The organism is Sphingomonas zeicaulis, from assembly GCF_050433225.1.
Lineage (GTDB): Bacteria > Pseudomonadota > Alphaproteobacteria > Sphingomonadales > Sphingomonadaceae > Sphingomonas_D > Sphingomonas_D zeicaulis.
Genome location: NZ_JBNPXQ010000005.1, coordinates 220,828 through 241,026, shown reverse-complemented (window position 1 = coordinate 241,026; position 20,199 = coordinate 220,828). Strand labels below are relative to the sequence as shown.

The following is a 20,199-nucleotide window of genomic DNA, read 5'->3' as shown; positions in this document are numbered from 1 at the left end:
TGCCAGTCCATCTCAAGAGAATATCCATAAGCGTAAATTTAATTGAGCGCATCAAAGGATTTGTAAAGTATCGGTAACGTCAAGTCTGCAACATTTTATAGAACTACCGGGATTCAACCCGATTCATGCAGTAGTTTCTTCGCTAAGAGTGACAGTTGATTTGAGAGCAGTGCCGAAAGGGCACGGCCTCGCTAGGGGAACAGGGAGAGGGAAATGTCAGGAAAGAATTCAGTCCGTCACCAATTGCGTTCGCTGAGCCGGTCGGCCAGCCTCGCGGCGGTCATCGCATGTATGCTTCCGGCCGTTGCCCATGCGCAGGAGGCGGAACCGGCGGACCCCGCCGCGCCTGCCCAGTCGCCGGCCGTTGCCGACCAGAGCGTTGCACAGACAAGCCCGACGCAGGCTGCCGAGCGCGATATCGTCGTCACGGGTACGCGTATTGCCGCGGGCGGCTTCGACGCGCCGACACCGACCACCGTGATCGGCGAAGCGGACATCGCCGCCAATGCGCAGCCGAACATCTTCACGACGATCGCTCAGTTGCCGTCGCTCCAAGGGTCGTCCGGCACATCGGTCAACACCTTCAGCACGTCGAGCGGCCAGCAGGGGTTGAGTTCCTTCTCGCTCCGCGGCGTGGGCGCCATTCGAACTCTGACGCTGCTCGACGGCCAGCGCATCGTGGGCGCCAACGTCACCGGCGTGCCCGACATCAGCCTGTTTCCGCAGTTGCTCGTCCGTCGCGTCGACGTCGTCAATGGCGGCGCATCGGCCTCCTACGGATCAGACGCGGTCGGCGGTGTGGTGAACTTCATCACTGACACGCGTTTTGAAGGCATCAAGGGCAACGTCCAGGGCGGCATCACCCGTTATGGCGACGATGAACAAGTGCTGGTTCAGCTCGCGGCCGGCAAGAGCTTCCTCGACAATCGGCTGCACGTGGTCGTCAGCGGCGAATATGATAACGAGGATGGCGTTGGTGGGGGCGAATTTGGCACCGAACTCGCAGGCGGCAGAGACTGGTTCCGCCAGACGACGCTCATCAATCGCGGCGTTCTGAATGATGGCTCGCCGCAATATATCGTCCGCGACTTCGCGCAGTCGATCACCTTTGCGAAATACGGCCTGATCACCGCCGGCCCCCTCCAGGGCATCGCCTTCGACCAGAACGGCAGCCCGTTCCAATTCCAGTACGGATCGAATGGGGTACCGTCGCGGAATGCGTCCGGCACCGTCTCAGGCTGCTTCCCCGGCTTCTGCCTTGGCGGCGACCTTTCCGGTAACGTGGATGCCGGTCGATCGTTGAAGTCGAGCATCGAGCGTTTGAACGGCTACGGCCGCGTGGGCTTCGATTTTGCCGACAAGAACGAGCTTTATGTGTCGTTCAACTTCGGCCAGGTGAAAACCAGCAACCAGCCCGTGAACGGCCAGAACCGGCCGAACCTGACAATGCAATGCTCTAACCCGTTCGTTCCCGGTTCGGTGCAGGCAGCGTGCGCGACCGCGGGCATCACGAGCTTCCAGTTCGGCACGAGCAACGCGGCGCTCGGGAACACCAGGGTACATACCGACCGCCGCCAGTATCGCGGGGTCGTCGGCGCCAAGGGTGAGTTCGCTTTGGCCGGCACCGACTGGAACTACGATGCCTATTACCAGCACGGCACCAACTACACCGATATCGACGTCGACAACATCCTGCTGAGCAACCGGTTCAACCAGGCGATCGACGCAGTGACGCTGGACGGAGCCATCGTTTGCCGCAGCGCCACCGCCCGTGCCAATGGCTGCCAGCCGCTCAACATCTTTGGCGGCAATCCATCGGAAGCGGCGCTGCGCTACATCATGCCCGATAACGGGCCGTATCAGAGAACGCGCCAGACGCAGGACGTGGTCAGCGTCAACTTCTCCGGAGCGCCCGTGGATCTATGGGCCGGACCGCTGTCGATCGCGTTCGGTGGCGAGTATCGTCACGAATTCTACACCGTGCGGGCGGACCCGTATGGCGCGGGCTTCGCGGCGACACCGGCAAACACCGATTATCCCGAGGATCCCCTGCTGATCCCCGGGGGCAACAACTGGTATGCGGGCAATTACAAGAACGGCCGCGGCGCTTACAGCGTGAAGGAGGCGTTCTTCGAAGCCAATCTGCCGATCCTGAACTCGGACAGCTTGGGACGCGCGAACATCAATGGCGCGGTTCGCGTGACCGATTACACGACTTCCGGCACGGTCTGGGCCTGGAAGGTCGGCGGCACCTGGGACCTACCGATTGACGGCCTCCGCATCCGCGGCGTGACATCGCGTGACGTGCGCGCACCGAACCTGTCCGAACTCTTCGCGGCGCCGGTCACGACGACGCTGCCGAACTTCTTCGATCCGTTCCGCAACACCAACGTTCTGGTCATCCAGAACACGATCGGCAACACCAACCTTACCCCGGAACTGGCGCGGAACACGACGGCGGGTATCGCGCTGGTCAGCCCGTCGTGGATGCCGGGTCTCAGCCTGTCGTTCGACTACTACACACTCAAGATCAAGGATGTCATCTCCAGCATCGCGCCGGCGGACATCGTGCAGCTTTGCTTCCAGAACGTCCTTCCGGAAACCTGCAACGCCTTCAATCTCAACAATACCGGCGGGCCGAACTTCATCAACGTTCAGGCCTTCAACCTGGCTGAGATCGACACCGAAGGCTTCGACATCGAGGCAAGCTATCGCTGGCAGCGGCCGCTGGGGCTGCCGGGTAACTTCACGGTGCGGGTGCTGGCGACCCATGTCCGCAAGTTCGTGACGGACACCGGCTTGCCGGGCACGATTCCCCTCGACTCGGCCGGTGTGAACAACGGAAACACGCCCGACTGGAAGTGGCTGGCGGTCCAGAGCTATGAGAATGACGACTTTTCGCTGCTCGTGCAGGAACGTTGGTTCACCGACGGCACGTTCGGCAACCAATATGTCGTTTGCCAGCCCGGCGACTGCCCGGCGTCCACGGCCAACCGCCCGACGATCGACAACAACTTCATGCCAGGCGCATTCTATCTCGACATCGGCGGCACCTATAATCTCACCGAGCAGGTGACGGCCTATTTCAAGGTGGATAATCTGTTCGACCGCGATCCGGCGCGTTCGACCATCTTCAGCAATCCCGCGCTTTATGATCAACTCGGTCGCACCTACCGGGCAGGCGTCCGTTTCAAGTTCTGAACCGCGTCGGTGCTGGATGAAGTGACTGCTCGTCCAGCACCGGCCTTTCAACGAACAGGGGAGGGGATCATGAAGCGTGGAACCGGTACTGCACTACTGGCGATGATGCTCGGCACGAGCGCTGCCGACGCGGCGCCCCCGGCCGGCCCAGTGAAGGTTCATGTCGACACCGTGCGCCGGTCGGACGCGGTGACGGCGCATCAATATGGCATGTTCATCGAGCCGATCGGCGGCTTGGTCGCGCGCACGCTGTGGGCCGAGATGCTCGACGATCGGAAATTCTATTACCCTGTGGTTACTGCCCAGCATGATGTGCCGCCGCCCCTGAATGCGGAGGGGCGTCCGGGTGTCAGCTATCGCAAATGGCGGCCTATCGGCGGCGATGACGCCGTGATGATGGATCGCGATGCGCCATTCGTCGGCGTGCAAAGCGCCAGCGTCGCTGTTGCTGGCGAAACGCTGCGCGGTTTCGGCCAGGACGGCATCGGCGTGGCCCGCGGCAAGACCTATACCGGTCATCTCTGGCTCAGTGGCGACGCCGGCGCGACAGTGACGGTCACGCTGATCTGGGGCAGCGGCACGGCGGATCGGCAATCGGTCGTGCTGGCAGCGCCTCAGTCATCCTGGCAACAGGCGGCCTTCTCCTTCAAACCGACGCAGAATTCGCTCAACGCGCGGCTTGAGATCACCGGCAAGGGACAGGGGCGGTTCAAGGTCGGCGCGATCTCCTTGATGCCGTCTGACAATATCAACGGCTGGCGTGCCGATACGACGGCGCTCGCACGCTCGCTGAACTCCGGCTTCTGGCGGCTGCCCGGGGGCAATTTCCTGTCCAACTGGGATTGGCACCAGGCGATCGGCCCGCGGGACCGGCGCGCGCCGATGTTCGATCATGCATGGAGCGCCATGCAGACGAACGACCTGGGCATGGACGAGTGGATGGAATTGACCCGGCTTCTCGGCGTCGAGCCCTATGTCACCGTCAATGCCGGGCTGGGTGATGCCAATTCTGCGGCCGAGGAAGTCGAATATCTCAACGGCGCGGCAACGAGCGCGTGGGGCGCGAAGCGTGCCGCGAATGGACATCCGGAGCCCTACGGTGTTCGGTGGTGGAACATCGGCAACGAGCCCTATGGCTGGTGGCAGATCGGAAAGACCAGCCTCGATTATTACATGATCAAGCACCGCGAATTCGCGGCAGCGATGCGGGCCAAGGATCCGTCGATCACCTTGATCGCCTCGGGCGCGATGCCTGATCAATTGCACCCGAAGGGCGTGCAGGAAAATGCGACGCTTGAAAGTATCCAGCCCAAGTTTGGAACCGAAGAGGATTGGACGGGAGGCTTTTTCGCCAAAGCCTGGGGCGATTTCGAGGGGATCACCGAGCACTGGTATGATCGCGCGGAGGTTCGGCCCGATGCGCCGCCTTCAGACGAACTGATGGAGTTCGCTCGTTCGCCATCCAACCATGTTCGCATGGAGGCGGAAGAATGGGCGATCTACCAGAAACGATTCCCGAATCTGCAATCATCCAAGATCTTCCTGGCGATCGACGAATACGCCTATATGGTCAAGGACATCAACCTCAAGTCGTCCCTGGCATATGCCATGGTGCTTCAGGAGATGTTGCGGCACACCAACTTTCTCAAGATGTCGGCTTTCACCACTGGAGCATCGACGATGGACATCACGCCGACAGCATCTACCCTGAACAGTACGGGGCTCGTCTTTAAACTCTATGGTGAGCATTTTGGTACGGGCACCGTGCCGGTCGCGATCGAAGGCCAATCGCCTCAGCCCGAACCGAAGTACCCTGTCGGCTATGCTCATCCCAAGGTTCGCGCCGGCAGCGCGACCTACCCCCTGGATGTGATCGCGGGCATCTCGCCCGACGGCAAGTCGCTACGGCTCGGCGTCGTCAATGCGACCTTCGATACGCAGCGGCTCGACCTGTCGACCGCCAACATCACGCTTTCCGGACGTGGCGTGAGATGGTTGCTCAGTGGTAAATCGCTCGCGGCGCAGAACAAGGTCGGAAAACCGGCGGGTGTGTCGATAAGCGAGAGCAAGGTCCGCGCCGGGAGCCAGATCTTTGTCCCGCCCATTTCGGTCGCCATCTATGAGTTGCCGATCGGCCAGTGAAGCCGATGTGCCGACACGCATGAGCAGGACGCCGATGTAGCGCCGCAGTCAGGCCCAAAGCCGGTTCGTCAATAACGAACCGGCTTTGAGCGGTGCTATCGGTTGGCGCGAGAATTTGCTGCGTTTCCGAAGTCCAGGTTCTGGCTGAAGAAGGGCAGCACCTTATCCTGGAACCGCACGCCGATGTGGCTGGTATGGTCTCCGGCATAAATCTGCAGCGTATTCGATATCTTGTAGCGCGTCAGAACCGCGTGAAGCTTCTCTGTATCCGCCTTCAAGCCGTCCTTGTCGCCGACATCCATGGCAATTGCGCGATATTGCCGCAGGTCTGCGATATGCTGGTCGACGAACGCCAGGGGCGCATTCGCTGCCCAGCGCGCCTCGACATCGCGATCGACATCGCCGTTCTTGACCGGCAGATCGAGATAAAGCGGCGGCGCTTCCGGATTGGGCGACCATGCTGCGGCAGCCGCAAGCGTCGCGCGCAACCCCCAGGGAAGCTTCTTCGCATCGTCCAGCGACTTGACGGCCGCTAGTGCCGCCTCCGTCTCGGCATTCGCTGGCTGCGCCAGTCGGGGCGCAAGGCAGCATGGGCTCATCAGATACAGCGCGCCAAAGACATCCGGGTGGTTCATGCCGATCCGTGCCGCGCCGTAACCGCCCATCGAATGGCCGACGAGACCGCGGCTCTCCCGGCGCGCAATCGTGCGGTAATGTGAATCCACATATCGAATAAGATCGCGCGCCACGAACATTTCGAAGTCGCCCGTCGTTATCGAGCGAGAATACATCGATCCGTTGTGGACCGTCTTGCTGTCTGGCAGAACGATGATCGCCTCTTTCGATCCTTTCGCGAAGGCGCCTTCCACCGACAGCGCCACATGGATCTCTTTGCTCCACTGCTCGGCCCCGACCGAATAGCCGTGCAGCGCGTAGATCACGGGATAACGGAGATTGGTGTTGGTGCCATAGCTCGGAGGAAGGACCACCAGGACGTCGCGATCGGGATTTTCACCTTCAAGACTGCCTTCGATGGCCGCCGAATGAACCTTGATGCGCTCGATCCGCACCGGCTTGGCGCCCGGAACGGCAGGTCGTGACCTGCGCCGCTGCCGGCTGGGATACGACGCTGGAAAGGCCCATTACCGCAATCGCGGCGCACGCCGCGGTAAGGCTCCGCCCCCCATTGCCGGACTTGCGCGAAACGAGGCCGGACAAAAACGTCCTGCTCGCGCTGGAGGCGTCTGCCATCACTGCCCAATCCTTCCTCATGAAGATCGTCTCCCTGTCGTTCGAAGCGTTCGCCGCCGGCCGCCAGCGGCTTGATGCGGAAAGCGTCGGCACCGCTTCGGCGGCTACCGCGAAGCGTCCCTGCAGGAGGCACGGGTCTTTGCAGGACACCATGCAGCCCACTTCCAGATCTCATGCTTGCGCGCTTGCTGACCGGATCAGCGATTCCGGTCAGATAGCCTGCAGGCCATGGGTCACGATCTTGTTGATTAGATCCCTGTGACGCGGCAGGCGCCCCAGCAGCCGTTGGGCCTGAGCGGCGTTGTCGTTCATGGCCTTGACCGCCACACGGGCATCCTGCGCGAGCGCCGTTCGATCGACTTCAGTTCGGAAGTTCATCCCGTAAAGCACGTACTGATAGCTGGCGGGCGGAAAGACTTCCTCGACCCGATCGAACTCGTCGTGGAACCATGGCGAATGATGGCGCCAGAGAAGCATCAGCTCGCGCAGGCGGTCCGGCCACGTTTCCTCGCGCTGATTGTCCTGCCAGAAGTCGCTGTCTTGCCGCTGGCTCAAGGCATAATGCAGCTTCAGAAAATCGATGATCCGCCCCCAACGATAATGGGTCGTCGCGTTGAAGCGCGAAGCGATCACGTCCATCACCTCGCGGCAAGCTGGCATCTGTTCGGCAATGAGCTTTGCGGACAGTTCGATGAGCACGATCGCAGATGCCTCGAGCGGCTCGAGAAAGCCTGCGGCCAGGCCCACAGCCACACAGTTGCCGCGCCAGAACGTCTCGCGGTGGCCGGCATGGATGGGGATCTTGCGCACGTCGAGGCCGTCGGCCGCCGAACCGAGATAGGCGCGCAACTCACGTTCGGCCGCCTCATCGTCGATATGCGCGCTGGAATAGACATAGCCAGTGCCGCGGCGCGTCGGAAGGCCGATGTCCCAGATCCATCCGGCCGATTGAGCGGTGGAAATGGTGTGGGACGCGATCGGCGCGTGCGGATCGGCGTACGGCACCTGCACGGCAAGAGCGGTATCGCAAAACAGCGTGTCACCGAGCGGCTTGAAACCGACGCCCATCGTCTGCCCGATCAGCAGCGCCCTGAACCCGGTGCAGTCGACGAAGAGATCGCCGCCGATTGTCCCGGCCTGCTCTGTCACAAGGTGGGCGATGTCGCAGGTCTCGGTCTGGAGCACCTCCCGGACATCTGCGAGCACATGCTGAACGCCGAGAGTTCCGCAACAGTGACGGCGCAGGAAATCGGCGAACTTTCCTGCATCGAGGTGATAGGCATAATTCGCCACTGCGTCGAACTCGGGCGTGGCAATCGTCTTGGGCGCGAGCCCATCGTCACAGATGAGCCCCTGCGGGCAGACCGCGTCGCAGAAGCTCTTGCCATCATCTGCTGCAAGCCAGTGCGGCGCGAGATTGATCTGACTGAAGTTCTGCGGGAGCATCAGCGGGTGGTAATAGGCATCGGCCGGCGCACCCGTCGTCCAACGGGCGAACTTGGCGCCCTGCTTGAATGCGGCATCGCATTCCCGGAAGAAATCCGTTTCCGAAACGCCGATCTTCGACAGGGTCGTCCGAAGGGTCGGCCAGGTTCCCTCGCCAACGCCGATGATCGGCACGTTTGGAGATTCGATAAGCGTGACCGAGAATTCGCCCGCTTCGATCCGGCTCCGGTGTCGGGCGGCGATAACCCCCGCGGTGAGCCAGCCGGCGGTGCCCCCGCCGACGATGACGATGCTGCGAACGGGAGCGACCATGAGCGTGTCCAACCGACTAAAAAATCCGGGGAAGCCAGGCTAGCCGACTTCCCCGGCAGAGGGGAGGCTAGAAGCGCACGCGCGCGCCGGCAGTCAGGCGCCTGCCATAGGCATAGACGTCGAGCAGCTGGTTGGAGAACCGGCCATGTGTGCTCTGCGTCTCATTGGTGATGTTCAGAACCTCAAGAAAAACGCTGTAATGTTCATTGAAGTCGTAGCTTGTGCTGAAATCGACTTGCAGCGCGGAGTTCACAAACGTCGGCTCAGCTCCGAAGGCGGAATTGTTCTGGGCTTGACCGAACTGGGAGAGATACTTGTCCCGCCAGTTGAGGGCGGCGCGCGCCTGGAAGCCGTTCTTGTCGTAGAAGCCCACGAAATTGGCCGAGTTGGCGAGGCCGGTCACCGCGAAGCCGCTCGTCGAGAGGTCCGTCTCGTCATAGGGCTTGTTGGTGTTCACGAATGTCGCGTTCGCATTGAAGCCGAAGCCGCTGTCGCCGAACACATGCTGAAGCGCGATCTCGACGCCGCGAACGGTCGCCTCGGGGCCATTGACCCGCTGAGAGACGGTGAACACGGCCGGCTGGCCGGTACTCGGATCGACGACATCGTTGATCGACTGCCGCTGTGTGCCGGCAACGATGAAATTGGAGACATTTTTCAGGAAGAAGTTGACCGCAAGATAGGAGTTGCGCTGATAGTACCATTCCACGGCAGCATCGAAATTATCCGCAAGATATGGCCGCAGCGCGGGGTTGCCGCCGGTTGCGGTCAGCGCACCGATCCGCTGGCCCGAGCCGACATTCAGCACCGGCGTCAACGTGTTCAGTGCTGGACGGGTGAGGGTGCGCGACGCATCGAAACGAAGATGCAGCTTGTCCGTCACCTCCAGCTTCATGTCGATGCTGGGCAGAAGATAGGAATAGCTGCTGCGCGTCGTGATCTGCTGCGTATCGCCGAACAACACCGTCAGCAGCGTCGGATCTGCCGTGCTCGGCGTGATCGAAAGCGGCAGGCGACCGAGACCGCTCGACGAAATCCTGGTATTCTCCTGGCGCAGACCGGCATTGAACCGGAACGGCATACCGGCAATCTCAGTATTGAAATCGACCCGCATGTAGGCGGCCCAGGTCTTTTCCCGGATGTCCTGCACGGATCCGGGGTCGAGCGCGAGATCGAACATGCCCGCAAACGGGGGAGTACAGCAACCTTCGTTGAACCCCGGGATGTTCTGCGTCTGCGGATTGCCCAGGCCCTCCAGATACTCTTGGTAGGCGCGCGCATCATAGACGATTAGCGGCGATGGCAATGATCCGGAGAAACCGGGTATCCAATTGTCCGTCTTGATTGTGCCCTGGTACAGGCTCGTCGGGATCGGTACGCCGGTTGTGCGCCCCGATGGCAACCCGTAGCCGGCATAAGCCTGCCAGTAATTGTTGACGAACGTGTTGCGGTTCTGGATCTTGAACCGGTCTTCCATGTACATGGCGCCGGCTTTGATCGTCAGGTTGTCCTGCTCCCAAGCGGCGTTGAAGCGCAGCTGCTTGATCTCGTCGCTGTTCTTCTGGGCCTGCCGCACCGTGACGTGCGAACCGATGATCGAAGGATCGATCCAACGCGACTCATCGCCATTTGGACCATAGGTCGTGAAGACCGGGAAGCTGTTCTTGCTGTTGCCGGTAACACGAACGCCGAGCGTCGTGCCCAGATCACCGCCATAGCCAATATCGCCGTTCTCGCTGGAGACCCGATCGTCCGGATTGAGACGGCTCTTGGAATAGTTGCCATCCAGTTCGAACTTGAGGTTGCTCGTCGCGTCCCACTTCAGATTGACGCCGACTTGATTGGTTTCCAGCAGCGAACTGTCTGTACCGGCGACAAAGTCCGTCGGGGTGCCCGCTTGCGTGAAATCGACGGTCGTGCCGTTCTCGTCGAGCTGCACATTGCGCAGATCGCCTTGGTTGAACCACACGCCGAAACCCGCGATGTCCGTTCTCACCGTCTGACGCGAATAATTGTCGTCGATCGTCAGCAGCACATCGTCGGAAGCCTGCCATTGCAGCGCGATGCGGCCGTCGATGCGCTCGTCCTTGGTGTAGCGCTGGTCTGCACCATATTGCTGCTGGTACCACCCCGTCACGGAGCGGCGGTTTGCCGGGCTGGCCCATGCTGGCGCTGTAGCGTCGCTGGTCGGCGAACAACTCGCGGCCGTGCTGCCGGCAAGTTGGCAGGGCGCATAAAGACCGCCCTGCCAGCCAGAGACAAACACCCGGTTGGTCTGCGTGTCTCGCCGGGTATAGATGACATCGGCCAATATACCCATCGTGTCGTCAGCAAAGGTGTGGCTGATCAGCGCACCCACGGTCGGCACGACTTTCCCGGCATCGTCCTGGATCGATCCGGCAGCGGTAGCCGCAATGCGCGTACCGGGGCGGTCGAAGGGCTTCGGATAGGAAATGTTGACGGTGGCGCCGATGGAACTGCTGGAGAGCGTGACGTCGGGCGTCTTGAAGACCGCGAGTTGCCCGATGAAGTCCGAACCGACCGTCGTGAAGTCGATCGATCGCCCTCCGGTGGCCGTCGAGAGTCGGCGGCCGTCGATCAGGGTTTCGTTGAAGTCACCGCCGAACCCGCGCACGGTGATACCCTGGGGCTCACCGCGTGATCCGGATCGATTGATCGAGACGCCCGGAAGGCGCTGCAAGGAAGCGGCGACGTTGGAGTCGGGAAATTTGCCGATATCTTCCGATGAGATGACATCGACGACACCTGGTGATGTGCGTTTGATATCGAGGTTGCGCTGGAGCGATCCCCGCAAACCTGTAACGATGATGTCTTCCGCCTGCCGCTGGTCCGCCGACGCGGCCCCGTCGGCGCCGCCCTGCGTCTGCTCCGAAGTGGTACCGCCACCAGAACTGCTGCCTTCCTGCTGCGCATAGGCTGGTGCGGAAGCCGAAAAAGCCAGTACGCTGACACCGCTAACCAATAAACGGCGGATAGTGCTGGTACCGCTACCATCAGTGTTTAGTCGGAGTGCCCACATCATCACTCTCCCATCCCTCGCAAAGCGCATCGGCAGCAAGTTGCTGCGTGCACCCGCATTTTTCGATCCGATTCTTTGATCGGCAACTGCAAGCTAACATCGATGTGCATAAGCGCAAAACTATTTGTAGGGGTAATGAACTGTTTTATCTAAAACGCGACCGCATCCTGGTGAATGTCCATGGCGCCTGCGAACCATTGAGTGCATGCTTCAATGTCGCGATAGCCACGTCCCGCCGATGTCGACTAGTGCAAGGCGAAGCCGGCGCGCCGAGGTTCTGGCGGGCCACCTGGTTCAGGGAGCCGCAGATACCGCCGACGCTGAGTTCGCCAGTTCGACATAGGCCGCTCCCAGATCCACCACATATTCATTTTCGCCCCAGAAGAAGGGCCAATCCTCGTGGTTCTCGGGGAAGTCGGGCTTGAGGATCAGAACGCCGGGCACCACACCGCCTGCAATGAAGCTGAAATCCGCACGATTGCTGCCATAGGCGACCTCCTTGGACCGAGTGCCGACGCCGGAAACAAACGACAGGTCCGAGCCGGGATGGTTGCCGTGGAGATAGGCCATGGCATCCAGCACATGTCGCGAAGGCACGATGTCGGGAAAGGCGCGATGGAGCCGATACGCGGTGATTCCGAAATCGATCACCGCGCCGTTGCCGGCCCATCCGCCTTCCGTGATGGGAACGCGATAGGGGTTGGCGGCGGCGGTTGCTGCCGCTGCTGCCGCCCATTTGCGCGCCAGCGGCTTGAGCGCGTCGCGATAGCGTGGCGGCATGAATGGAATCGCGTCGAGCGCCGTGACCGCTTCGCGATCGAACAGTTTCTCGATCGCAGGCAGCAGGCCATCGATCGCTCGCGCAAATCGCGCATCGCGCGTCGCTGCGAGCAGCTCGACGGCAGCACCCAGCCGTTCGGCTTGCAGAGGGCCGCCGGTCGTGTTTCCATGCCGGAACATGTCGGGGCGGCGGCCTTCCTCATCCGACCAGATGCGCAGGGCAATTTCGAGACAGCGGGCTGCGAACGGATCGTCCGTTCCCCTGAGCGCACGCGACGCCGCCGCAAGCGCGGCGATCGAGCCGTAATTGAGCGCGGACGACTTGCTGGTGAAGGCCCACCTGTCATCGGGTGTCGCGCTGCGATCCGCCAGGGAGGATCCGGGCTCCACAGCGGGGTCGTAGATCAGCCCGTCGGTCTTGCTCGCGGCATCACCTAGATGGGTGTACTGGCCGACGTCCGGCTCGACAATTCCGTGAATGGCGTGCCCGACCGCATCGAACTGCGCCACCAGCTGCACGGCACCATGCCGGATCTGCTGCAGAATGTCGGGCGTGCCGTCCGGCACATGAATCTCAACACGTCGGGTTGCCGGATCGATGCTGGTTGTGTCCCGCCTCAGCCCGAACTGTTCCCAGCTTCTGACGAGCGAGCGCACCACGGCATATTGGGTTTGCGTGCGGATGTCGAAGTCGCCGGCGTCCAGCCAGCCTCCGACGTTCAGACCAGGGATATGCTCGCCGGGGGCGAAGCGCGTGTCGGTGGTGGGGCCCTGGCGATAGAGATCGATATGCTCGTGATTGACGGGCGCTTGGCGGGCATCATCGCGATGAGCATCGCCGTGCCACACGCGATAGGCCTCGTTCACCGCCATATGGTCCATCTGCACCGGCAGGAAGATGCCGAGCGAAGCATGCCATGCTTCGGCATAGACGGTCGGATCGATGCGAAACGGTGCTGTTCGCTTGCCGCGATATTCGAGCAGATAAAGGCCGGGCTGACGGATCCGGGAGAAATCGAACGCATAGTATCGATATCTCAGATAGGATCCCCACAGCGTCGGCGAGGCGGACGTCGCGACGCTCTCGCTGCCATCCGGGGCCACGCGCAACAGTTTCACCACGCCCGCGCCGTCATCCTGCTGGCCGACCTCGATCGTGGCGACCTTTGCCTGGTCCGGCGTGTAGCCGATCTGGGAATGGCCGATGACAGGTTCACGCCGCCAGTCAGGCGCCGCGGTGAGGCTGACGGTCCAGTCGAGCACGCGTCCGCTGCGGCCGCCCGGCAGCAACCCGCGGAGCACGAACCAGCCATTCTGGGCCTGCGCGCGGCCGTCATAGAGCCCGATCGGATCGCCCGCAGAGCTTACCATGATGCGTCGCGCAGGGTCCGATGGCGCGAGGACGAAGCGCCGTGCGGTTGCCATCGGGAGCGGCTCGGCACCCGCGCCGTCGCTGCGACCGCTCGCTGCGTTGCGCTGCGCCGCCGCTGTCATGTCGCTGGTCGGGTGCAGCGGAAAGATGCCGGTGGCATCGTCGGCCAGATAGCCTTGGTGGAAATAGGCCGCTGGCAGGAATTCCAGGGTGAACCCCGCCTTGCCGACGAGCGCGGGCGGCAGGGCCGCCGGCAGGGACAGAGTGATGCGGACCGCCGCCGCTCCGGCAGGCTCGGAGCGGATGGTGTAGCGAAAACCTTCTGTGGGATATTCGAGATCGACTTCGATCACCCCAGTCGACCGGTCCACCCGTCGTGCGACCATGCGCGCCATCGGATCCCACTGCCCGGGAGTTGCGGATAGTCGGACATCGCCATTGGTCGCGATGCGCTGGTCGCGCTGGATGATTTCGACGCCGCTGATCTTGGCATCGGCGAAGAGGCCGTCGGCGCGATTGCTGAAGACCAGCAGGTTCGTCGCAGGGGCCTCGTAATATTCCTTCGCATTCAGGGTAATGACGTCGGGCTTCACGTCCTCCTGCGCTCGTACGGGGTTGGCGGAGAGCGCCAGCGCCAAAGCCAGCACGATCGTCGAAAATGAACTCTGCACGACTATTCTCCGCAACGGGCCTGATCGGTCGAACGCTGTGTGCTGTAACAACATCTTGGCCTAGCAATGGGATGAGGACGGCATCACCGCGCACTCGGCTTTTCGATCATGATCTGAAACGGTGCCGGCGTAAGCGCGGCATCGTCGAAGAGGTTTGCGATCGGTGCGTCCGCCCAGGCATATCGGACCCGGTCCACGGCCGCGCCATCGCCCCTGAGGCGCACGCTGCTTCCGTCGATGCTGGCCTGTGCGAAGCGACAGAGGTTGGCGTTGCACAACTCGAAGCCGATGGGTCCGGCCGCGCTGGACGCTCGCAACTGGCCTGTGACGCCCGCGAAGGAGACGAGCACGTCATCGCCGTCAGACTTCGCCTGGGTCGCCAGCGGGCCCGACGCCGGGAGATTGCCTCCATAAGCGAGAGCCGTAGCTGCGCGGGCCATCCTTTTCGCCAGTTCATTCTTGTTGGCGGGATGAATGTCCGTCTGTTCGCCGATATCGACGGTGGTGACGATCGCGGCATGCTCGTCCTGCATGGCGACACGTCGCTGTTCGTCGCGAACGGTCGCCCAGCCACTCTCACCCGGGGCCGATGCGAGCTCTCCGTAATTCGCCAGTCCGATGATGATGAATGGAAGCGCCGGATCCCCGAATTGCTGACGCCACCCCGCCATCAACGCTTTGAGGCGGTCGTCATAACCGGCGATGCCCGCGTCGGACTCCCCTTGATACCAGGCGACCCCCTTGATGGGCGCGTTTCCCAGCGGCGCCACCATGCCGTTGTACAGCGTCGACAGGCCGGCATGGCTCTCCCACGGCATCCGCGGGACAGGCTCGGCAAGCGGCTTTTCCAACGAGAAGCGCCAACCCGAAGCGAGCGGAATCGGTCTGCCACCGGAGGCTCGGACCTGCATCTGCGCCGCTGGCCCCAGCATGCCGCCCGTGCCCCAGCTATCGCTGACCGCCACGATGATGTCGTTCCTTCCCGCGCGCAGGGCAGAGGCGGGCACGTTGTATTGCCGCTGCGTCCCCCACCCGAAACTGGAGCCGACGGGAATCCCGTTGACCCAAGCGATGTCCAGCTCGTCGATACCGCCCAGGTCCAGCACGGCAGGGCCCGAGGGAGGATCTGCGAGATCGAACGCCTGCCGGAACCAGACCATGCCATTCAACGCGGCCGTTTCCGATAATCCCCAATCCTCCCAGGCCGATATCCGGGGGACGGCGCGCCAATTGCGTCGGTCGGGGGCATTCCAGGGCTCGCTACCCCGCGCATCGCCGCTTGCACCGCGCCACCAGGTGCCCCAGCGATCCGCAAAGCGGTTGATCGCCGCGGCGGGATCGCGGTTGTACAGCGAAAGCAATGCGATATCGTCAGCGGCGCCCGGCAGTCGGCGGGCCTGCTGCGCCGGGATCCAGGGGCGGATCCGGGTGCCGCCCCAGCTCGAATCGATCGCACCGACTGGCACGTGTTGCTCGGTCTTGAGCGCCTTGGCCATGAGAAAGCATGCCGCCGAGAACTCCGCCGCACTCTCCGGGCTTGCGACCATCCAGCCCGGCTGCGCTGCGGCCGGTGTTTCCGGCGCGTACGCGACGCGTTGCGCCATGCTCAAAAGCCTGATGTGTGGATCCGCGGCATTCTCGACCAAAAGACTGCCGTTGAGGGCAGCCTTGAGCGGATATTCCATGTTCGACTGTCCAGAGCACAGCCACACGTCCCCGACGAGCAGATCGTCGAGCGTCGTGGTCTCGCCAGTCGCCGCGGTTACTTCGAGGCGATAGGGGCCGCCCGCCGGTAGCGGCCGAAGATCGGTGCGCCAATGTCCCTGCTTGTCGGCAACCACGACGCTCTGACGTCCAGCCAACTTGATCGAAAGCCGCTCATTTGGCAACGCGGTGCCACTGACGGCGATCGGGCGCTCACGTTGGACGACGGCATGATCGCTCATCGGTAGCTGGACACGGGGTGGCTCGGCAAAGCCGGTTCCGGCCACGCCGATCACTGCCCATGCCGGCAACAGCTTTCGCGCATGACGCAGGTTTCGCCTTAGGCGTTCCATGCTCCTCACCCATCATTATCTATTATGTTGATAGCGCTATCACCGAATCGCTTTCTCGTGCAAGCGTCCAGAAAGGTAAATTTGCCAATGATGTTGAAGACTGCAGAACGGGATGGCACTGTCGGTTTGTGGCACCGTGCGCGGCAGGGCATACGCCTTGCCCTACCCCGCCAGGCCTGATCAGCAAGTCGAGCCTGTGACGCGGATCGGTTTCAATGCCGGCCGCGGGACATAGAAAAGATGTGAGAGGATTCCGCATGGCAATGACGGTGGAACTGCCAGATCCGAAGCGACATGGCGCACTGCGCATGGGGGAGGCGCTGGCGGCATATATTCCATCGTTCGTGCAGATCGTCGCCGGCGAGGTCGCGGCAGCGGTGGCTTTGTGCCCCGTCATGCTGACCAAGCATCCGGACACCGGAGCGTTCTACATGGCGGCGTTGCTGGGATTGAAGCCGGACGAGCCAGCTTTGGTGACGCGCGAAGAACTTTCAGCCAGCTTCCGCCCGCTCGATCTCGAGCGACGTGGTTTCTACCTGACGGATGATGGTCTCGCGATCGATCAAAACGACCCTCGTTTCGCCGATCAGGCTGCCGAACCACTGTTCGCGGCGGACGGCGCGCCGGGGGCCGCCCTGCAGCGTATGTCTGCCATCGTTCAGACCCTGCATGTTGAACTGCAGCAGACGGATGCGTTCATCGCGTCGATCCTGGCAATGAAGCTCGTCCAGCCGATCGACATCTCCTTGAACTTCGATGATGGCGAGAAACTGACGCTGGCGGGGCTTTATACCATCAGCCTCGATGCATTGGCCGATCTTGAGGATGATCAGGTTCTCAGCCTGTTTCGTACAGGCCATCTCCAAATCGCTCATGCCCTGGCGGGCTCGATCCGGCAGTTCCCGCGTCTGGCACAACGCCGCAACGCCCGCCTGGCGCTGCCTGTGCGATGACGCCCCTGCCAGAGGTTTCGGCTACGGCGATAGCGGACGCTGAGGCCTTCCACGCGCTTGTCGTCAGCCGATGCGAACCAGTGGTGCTGCGGGGAGCCTGTCGCCACTGGCCGGTCACCCGTCTCGAAGGGCCCGATCTGCTGACGTTCCTGCTGCGCTTCGCGTCAGCGCGGCTCGCGGAGGTTTTCGTCGGGGAAGGGGAGAACGCAGGTCGTTATCGTTACACGGGTGATTTGCGGCACTTCAATTTCAAGCGCGAGACGATCGGTCTCGCAGACGCGTTTCGGCGCATATCCGAAGCCGCCGGTGATCCGGATGCACCGACGGTCTATGCCGGGTCGCTCCCAACCGACAGCTATTTTCCGGGCTTTGCCGAAGCGCACCCGATGCCGCTTGTCGCCAGCAGCGTGACGCCACGCGTCTGGATCGGCAATGCGTCCGGCATCGCCTGTCATTATGATGCCTTCGACAATCTCGCCTGCTGCGTCGCCGGCCGCCGCCGGTTCACCCTCTATCCGCCTGCAGCGATCGGTGATCTTTACGTCGGGCCGGTCGACCATACGATGGCGGGACAGCCGGTCGCGCTGGCTGCGGACGCGGCGCTCGACGATGCGCGTTACCCGCGCGTGGCACGAGCGCATGCACTGGCGGTGGGCGCCACGCTCATGCCCGGTGATGCGGTATACATTCCCAAACTGTGGTGGCACCAGGTCGATGCGGAAGGCACCGTGAACTGCCTTGTGAACTACTGGTGGGACGCGTTCAGTGCCGGCCCCGATGCACCCATGACCGCGATGATGCTTGCCATGATCACGATGGCCGAACGCCCTGCGCAGGAGCGCGCTGCCTGGCGCGCCTGGTTCGATCATTACGTCTTCCGTCCCCAGGGGCACCCTCTGGCGCACCTGCCTTCGGAGCAGCACGGCGTGCTTGGCCCCCTCGCCGGGGGAAATTACGGCCGCATCCGCGCTTGGGTCCTGCAGATGCTGCGCGGTCGCTAGCGGCCTTTGCCTTCGAAGCGGGCGCTGCCCCACACGACCGGCAGAGCTTCGCGCAAGGGGCCGTTCGCGTCGGCGACGAGTTCGACGAGCGCGGCGCCACGCAATTCCGCCGCGATTTCGATCGGCTTGTCTCCCCGGCGAAGTGTCGGGGAGCGGGCGAGCAGACGACCGTCGCCATACACCAGGAATGTCACGGCGCGATCAGCCGTCATGGCGGCATCGTCGACCCCGATTGTGGCGGTGAACCGGCTAAAGCCGCGGTTGCGAACCTCCAGCCGCGAATTCGCGAGAACGCCGATGCCGGTGTCGAACCGCTTCCCCGCGATCCGCAGTGGTTCGCCATAGGGGCTCCGATCCGCCTGAGCGCCACCCCAGCCGCCATATTGCGGCTGCTCGCCGGGGCCGCGCGTTCCCGTCCAGGGAATGACCGACCGGTAGATCGTGGGATCGGCCTGCGGAACGGTGACGCCGTCCTCAGCGGGATTCACGTTTCCCGGCATTTCAGAGAGATACATGCCGTCGGACAGGCTGGGGGTGCCGCGAACCCTGAACATCAGCGTCTCGCGCGGCGCGACCGCAAGCTTGATTTCCTTGGTGAAGCCGCTGCGTGCACCGGTCCACAGGTCGGTGACCGCAATGTCCTGATCGCCCCGCATCTTCAGATGGTCGGCGGTAAGAACCATCTCGAGAGGCGCGGCTCCGCGGTTGAACAGCGCGACCGCCTTGTCACCGTTCGAGAGCGTCTTGACCAGGATCTGCGCGTCATCCGAGAGATAGACCGGCACTGCCTGGTTGCCCGCCGGATCCTGGTTGAGCGCGACGATGCTCTGATTGCCGAGGAGCGCCAGTTGCTCCGGCGTTGCCTTGCGCAGATCCATGCCGATCAGAAGCGGCGCGTTCGTGATCGCCCACAGCGCAAAGTGCGATTGCGCTTCAGTCATATGGTTGGCGTCGAAGTCTCCCGAACCGACGAACAGCATATCGGGGTCATTCCACGAGCCGGGGTGCGCGTAGAGCGCGCGCGTGACGCTGCTGTCGAAATTGGTCAGCATCCGCGTCCAGCTCGCGGTGATGTCGTCGCTGGTGCGGGACGCGTTGCCGACATCCTTCGCCCATGATCGGACATCGGCCGAACCCCACAGGCACAAGGAGAAAAGGTATGCGCCATCGGGATTGTGGCGTTCTAGCGCTTCGGCGACGTCGTCGTACAGGCGGCGAACGGCCGGAATGTCCGTCCGGCTCAACGCTGCCATGTCGATCAGCGGCGTGAGTTCCCGATAATCTCCCTTCCTGACATGATCGGCATCGCGCCCAAGACCCCGGATCCCGCAGGCGTCGACCTTGATGTAATCGAACCCCCATTCTGCGAAATACAGACCGATGTCCTGATCGACATGGCCGTAGAGGCCGACCTCGCGTTCCGCTATCGTCCCCTCCGGCTGATTGGCGAAGGATGGGGTGTAGATCTGTCCGCAGCTGTTCCGGCCGATATCCGAATAGATGCCGGCCTTCAGGCCCAGCGCGTGAAGCCGGTCGGTGAGCGGACGAAAGCTCGTGCGCTGGTTCGGGCCGGCTTTTGCAGAGGGAAAGCGGTCCGTTCGGATAACCATCCGGCCGTCCGGCTGTCGGCGGCGCAACCACCAACCGTCATCGATGTTGACATATCGATAGCCGAGGCGCGCCAGGCCGCTGTCGATCAGCAGCTTGGCAGACGCCATCACTTTCTCTTCATCGACGTCGCTGTTGAAGGCATTCCAGCTGTTCCAGCCCATCGGCGGCAACGACGCCTCGCCCTTTTCATTGGCGCTCCAGCGACCGGTCGGTTGCAGCGGGGTGTCGCGCGTCGGAGGGGGATCGTTCGCCGCGATCAAAAGCAGCGCGGACGCAGCCAGCCAGACGCTCTTCGAAACAGTTTTCACTGTGCCCTCCTGTTGACGTTATCAATTGTCGGAGTAGAACTGGCTTGTCCAGCG

General features: G+C 62.5%; 10 protein-coding genes. 4 read left to right on the top strand and 6 right to left on the bottom strand.

Features of this window, described 5'->3' with window-relative positions; all coding sequences use genetic code 11:
- The first annotated feature begins 291 nt into the window (after positions 1–291).
- Entirely contained in the window at positions 292–3,201 is a 2,910-nt protein-coding gene (locus FHS96_RS18015) for a TonB-dependent receptor domain-containing protein (protein ID WP_429594662.1), read from the top strand.
- A gap of 9 nt (positions 3,202–3,210) precedes the next feature.
- On the top strand, positions 3,211–5,343 hold the full coding sequence (locus tag FHS96_RS18010) for an alpha-N-arabinofuranosidase (RefSeq protein ID WP_429594659.1): 2,133 nt from the start codon (positions 3,211–3,213) through the stop codon (positions 5,341–5,343).
- A gap of 95 nt (positions 5,344–5,438) precedes the next feature.
- Here FHS96_RS18010 and FHS96_RS18005 read toward each other — a convergent pair whose 3' ends face one another.
- The 5 genes from FHS96_RS18005 to FHS96_RS17985 all read right to left on the bottom strand — a co-directional run bounded on the left by FHS96_RS18005 (position 5,439) and on the right by FHS96_RS17985 (position 16,272).
- Positions 5,439–6,413: an alpha/beta hydrolase gene (locus FHS96_RS18005; RefSeq protein WP_429594657.1), complete on the bottom strand. Its 975-nt coding sequence runs from the start codon at positions 6,411–6,413 to the stop codon at positions 5,439–5,441.
- Between the two features lie 391 nt (positions 6,414–6,804).
- A complete protein-coding gene (locus tag FHS96_RS18000; protein WP_429594654.1) occupies positions 6,805–8,352 on the bottom strand; it encodes a tryptophan halogenase family protein in 1,548 nt (515 codons plus the stop codon).
- Between the two features lie 67 nt (positions 8,353–8,419).
- Positions 8,420–11,395, bottom strand: coding sequence for a TonB-dependent receptor (locus FHS96_RS17995; protein WP_429594652.1), 2,976 nt, complete (start codon positions 11,393–11,395; stop codon positions 8,420–8,422).
- Between the two features lie 291 nt (positions 11,396–11,686).
- Complete coding sequence (locus FHS96_RS17990) at positions 11,687–14,215, bottom strand: glycoside hydrolase family 9 protein (RefSeq protein ID WP_429594650.1); 2,529 nt, start codon at positions 14,213–14,215, stop codon at positions 11,687–11,689.
- 83 nt (positions 14,216–14,298) lie between these two features.
- Complete coding sequence (locus FHS96_RS17985) at positions 14,299–16,272, bottom strand: sialate O-acetylesterase (protein ID WP_429594647.1); 1,974 nt, start codon at positions 16,270–16,272, stop codon at positions 14,299–14,301.
- A gap of 257 nt (positions 16,273–16,529) precedes the next feature.
- Here FHS96_RS17985 and FHS96_RS17980 point away from each other — a divergent pair, with 257 nt between their 5' ends.
- Both FHS96_RS17980 and FHS96_RS17975 read left to right on the top strand, forming a co-directional pair.
- A complete protein-coding gene (locus tag FHS96_RS17980; protein WP_429594645.1) occupies positions 16,530–17,225 on the top strand; it encodes a SapC family protein in 696 nt (231 codons plus the stop codon).
- Entirely contained in the window at positions 17,222–18,226 is a 1,005-nt protein-coding gene (locus FHS96_RS17975; protein WP_429594642.1) for a cupin-like domain-containing protein, read from the top strand. Before FHS96_RS17980 ends, FHS96_RS17975 begins: the two co-directional genes overlap by 4 nt.
- Here the strand turns inward: FHS96_RS17975 and FHS96_RS17970 are convergent.
- Positions 18,223–20,145, bottom strand: coding sequence for an NPCBM/NEW2 domain-containing protein (locus tag FHS96_RS17970; protein WP_429594639.1), 1,923 nt, complete (start codon positions 20,143–20,145; stop codon positions 18,223–18,225). The genes FHS96_RS17975 and FHS96_RS17970 overlap by 4 nt on opposite strands.
- Positions 20,146–20,199 lie beyond the last annotated feature (54 nt).

What these genes read in the sequence shown, in the direction of transcription:
- FHS96_RS18015 (WP_429594662.1), top strand. Translation starts at nt 292, where the DNA reads ATGCTTCCGGCCGTTGCCCATGCGCAGGAGGCGGAACCGGCGGACCCC.
- FHS96_RS18000 (WP_429594654.1), bottom strand. Translation starts at nt 8,352, where the DNA reads ATGGTCGCTCCCGTTCGCAGCATCGTCATCGTCGGCGGGGGCACCGCC.
- FHS96_RS17995 (WP_429594652.1), bottom strand. Translation starts at nt 11,395, where the DNA reads ATGATGTGGGCACTCCGACTAAACACTGATGGTAGCGGTACCAGCACT.
- FHS96_RS17985 (WP_429594647.1), bottom strand. Translation starts at nt 16,272, where the DNA reads ATGGAACGCCTAAGGCGAAACCTGCGTCATGCGCGAAAGCTGTTGCCG.
- FHS96_RS17980 (WP_429594645.1), top strand. Translation starts at nt 16,530, where the DNA reads ATGGCAATGACGGTGGAACTGCCAGATCCGAAGCGACATGGCGCACTG.
- FHS96_RS17975 (WP_429594642.1), top strand. Translation starts at nt 17,222, where the DNA reads ATGACGCCCCTGCCAGAGGTTTCGGCTACGGCGATAGCGGACGCTGAG.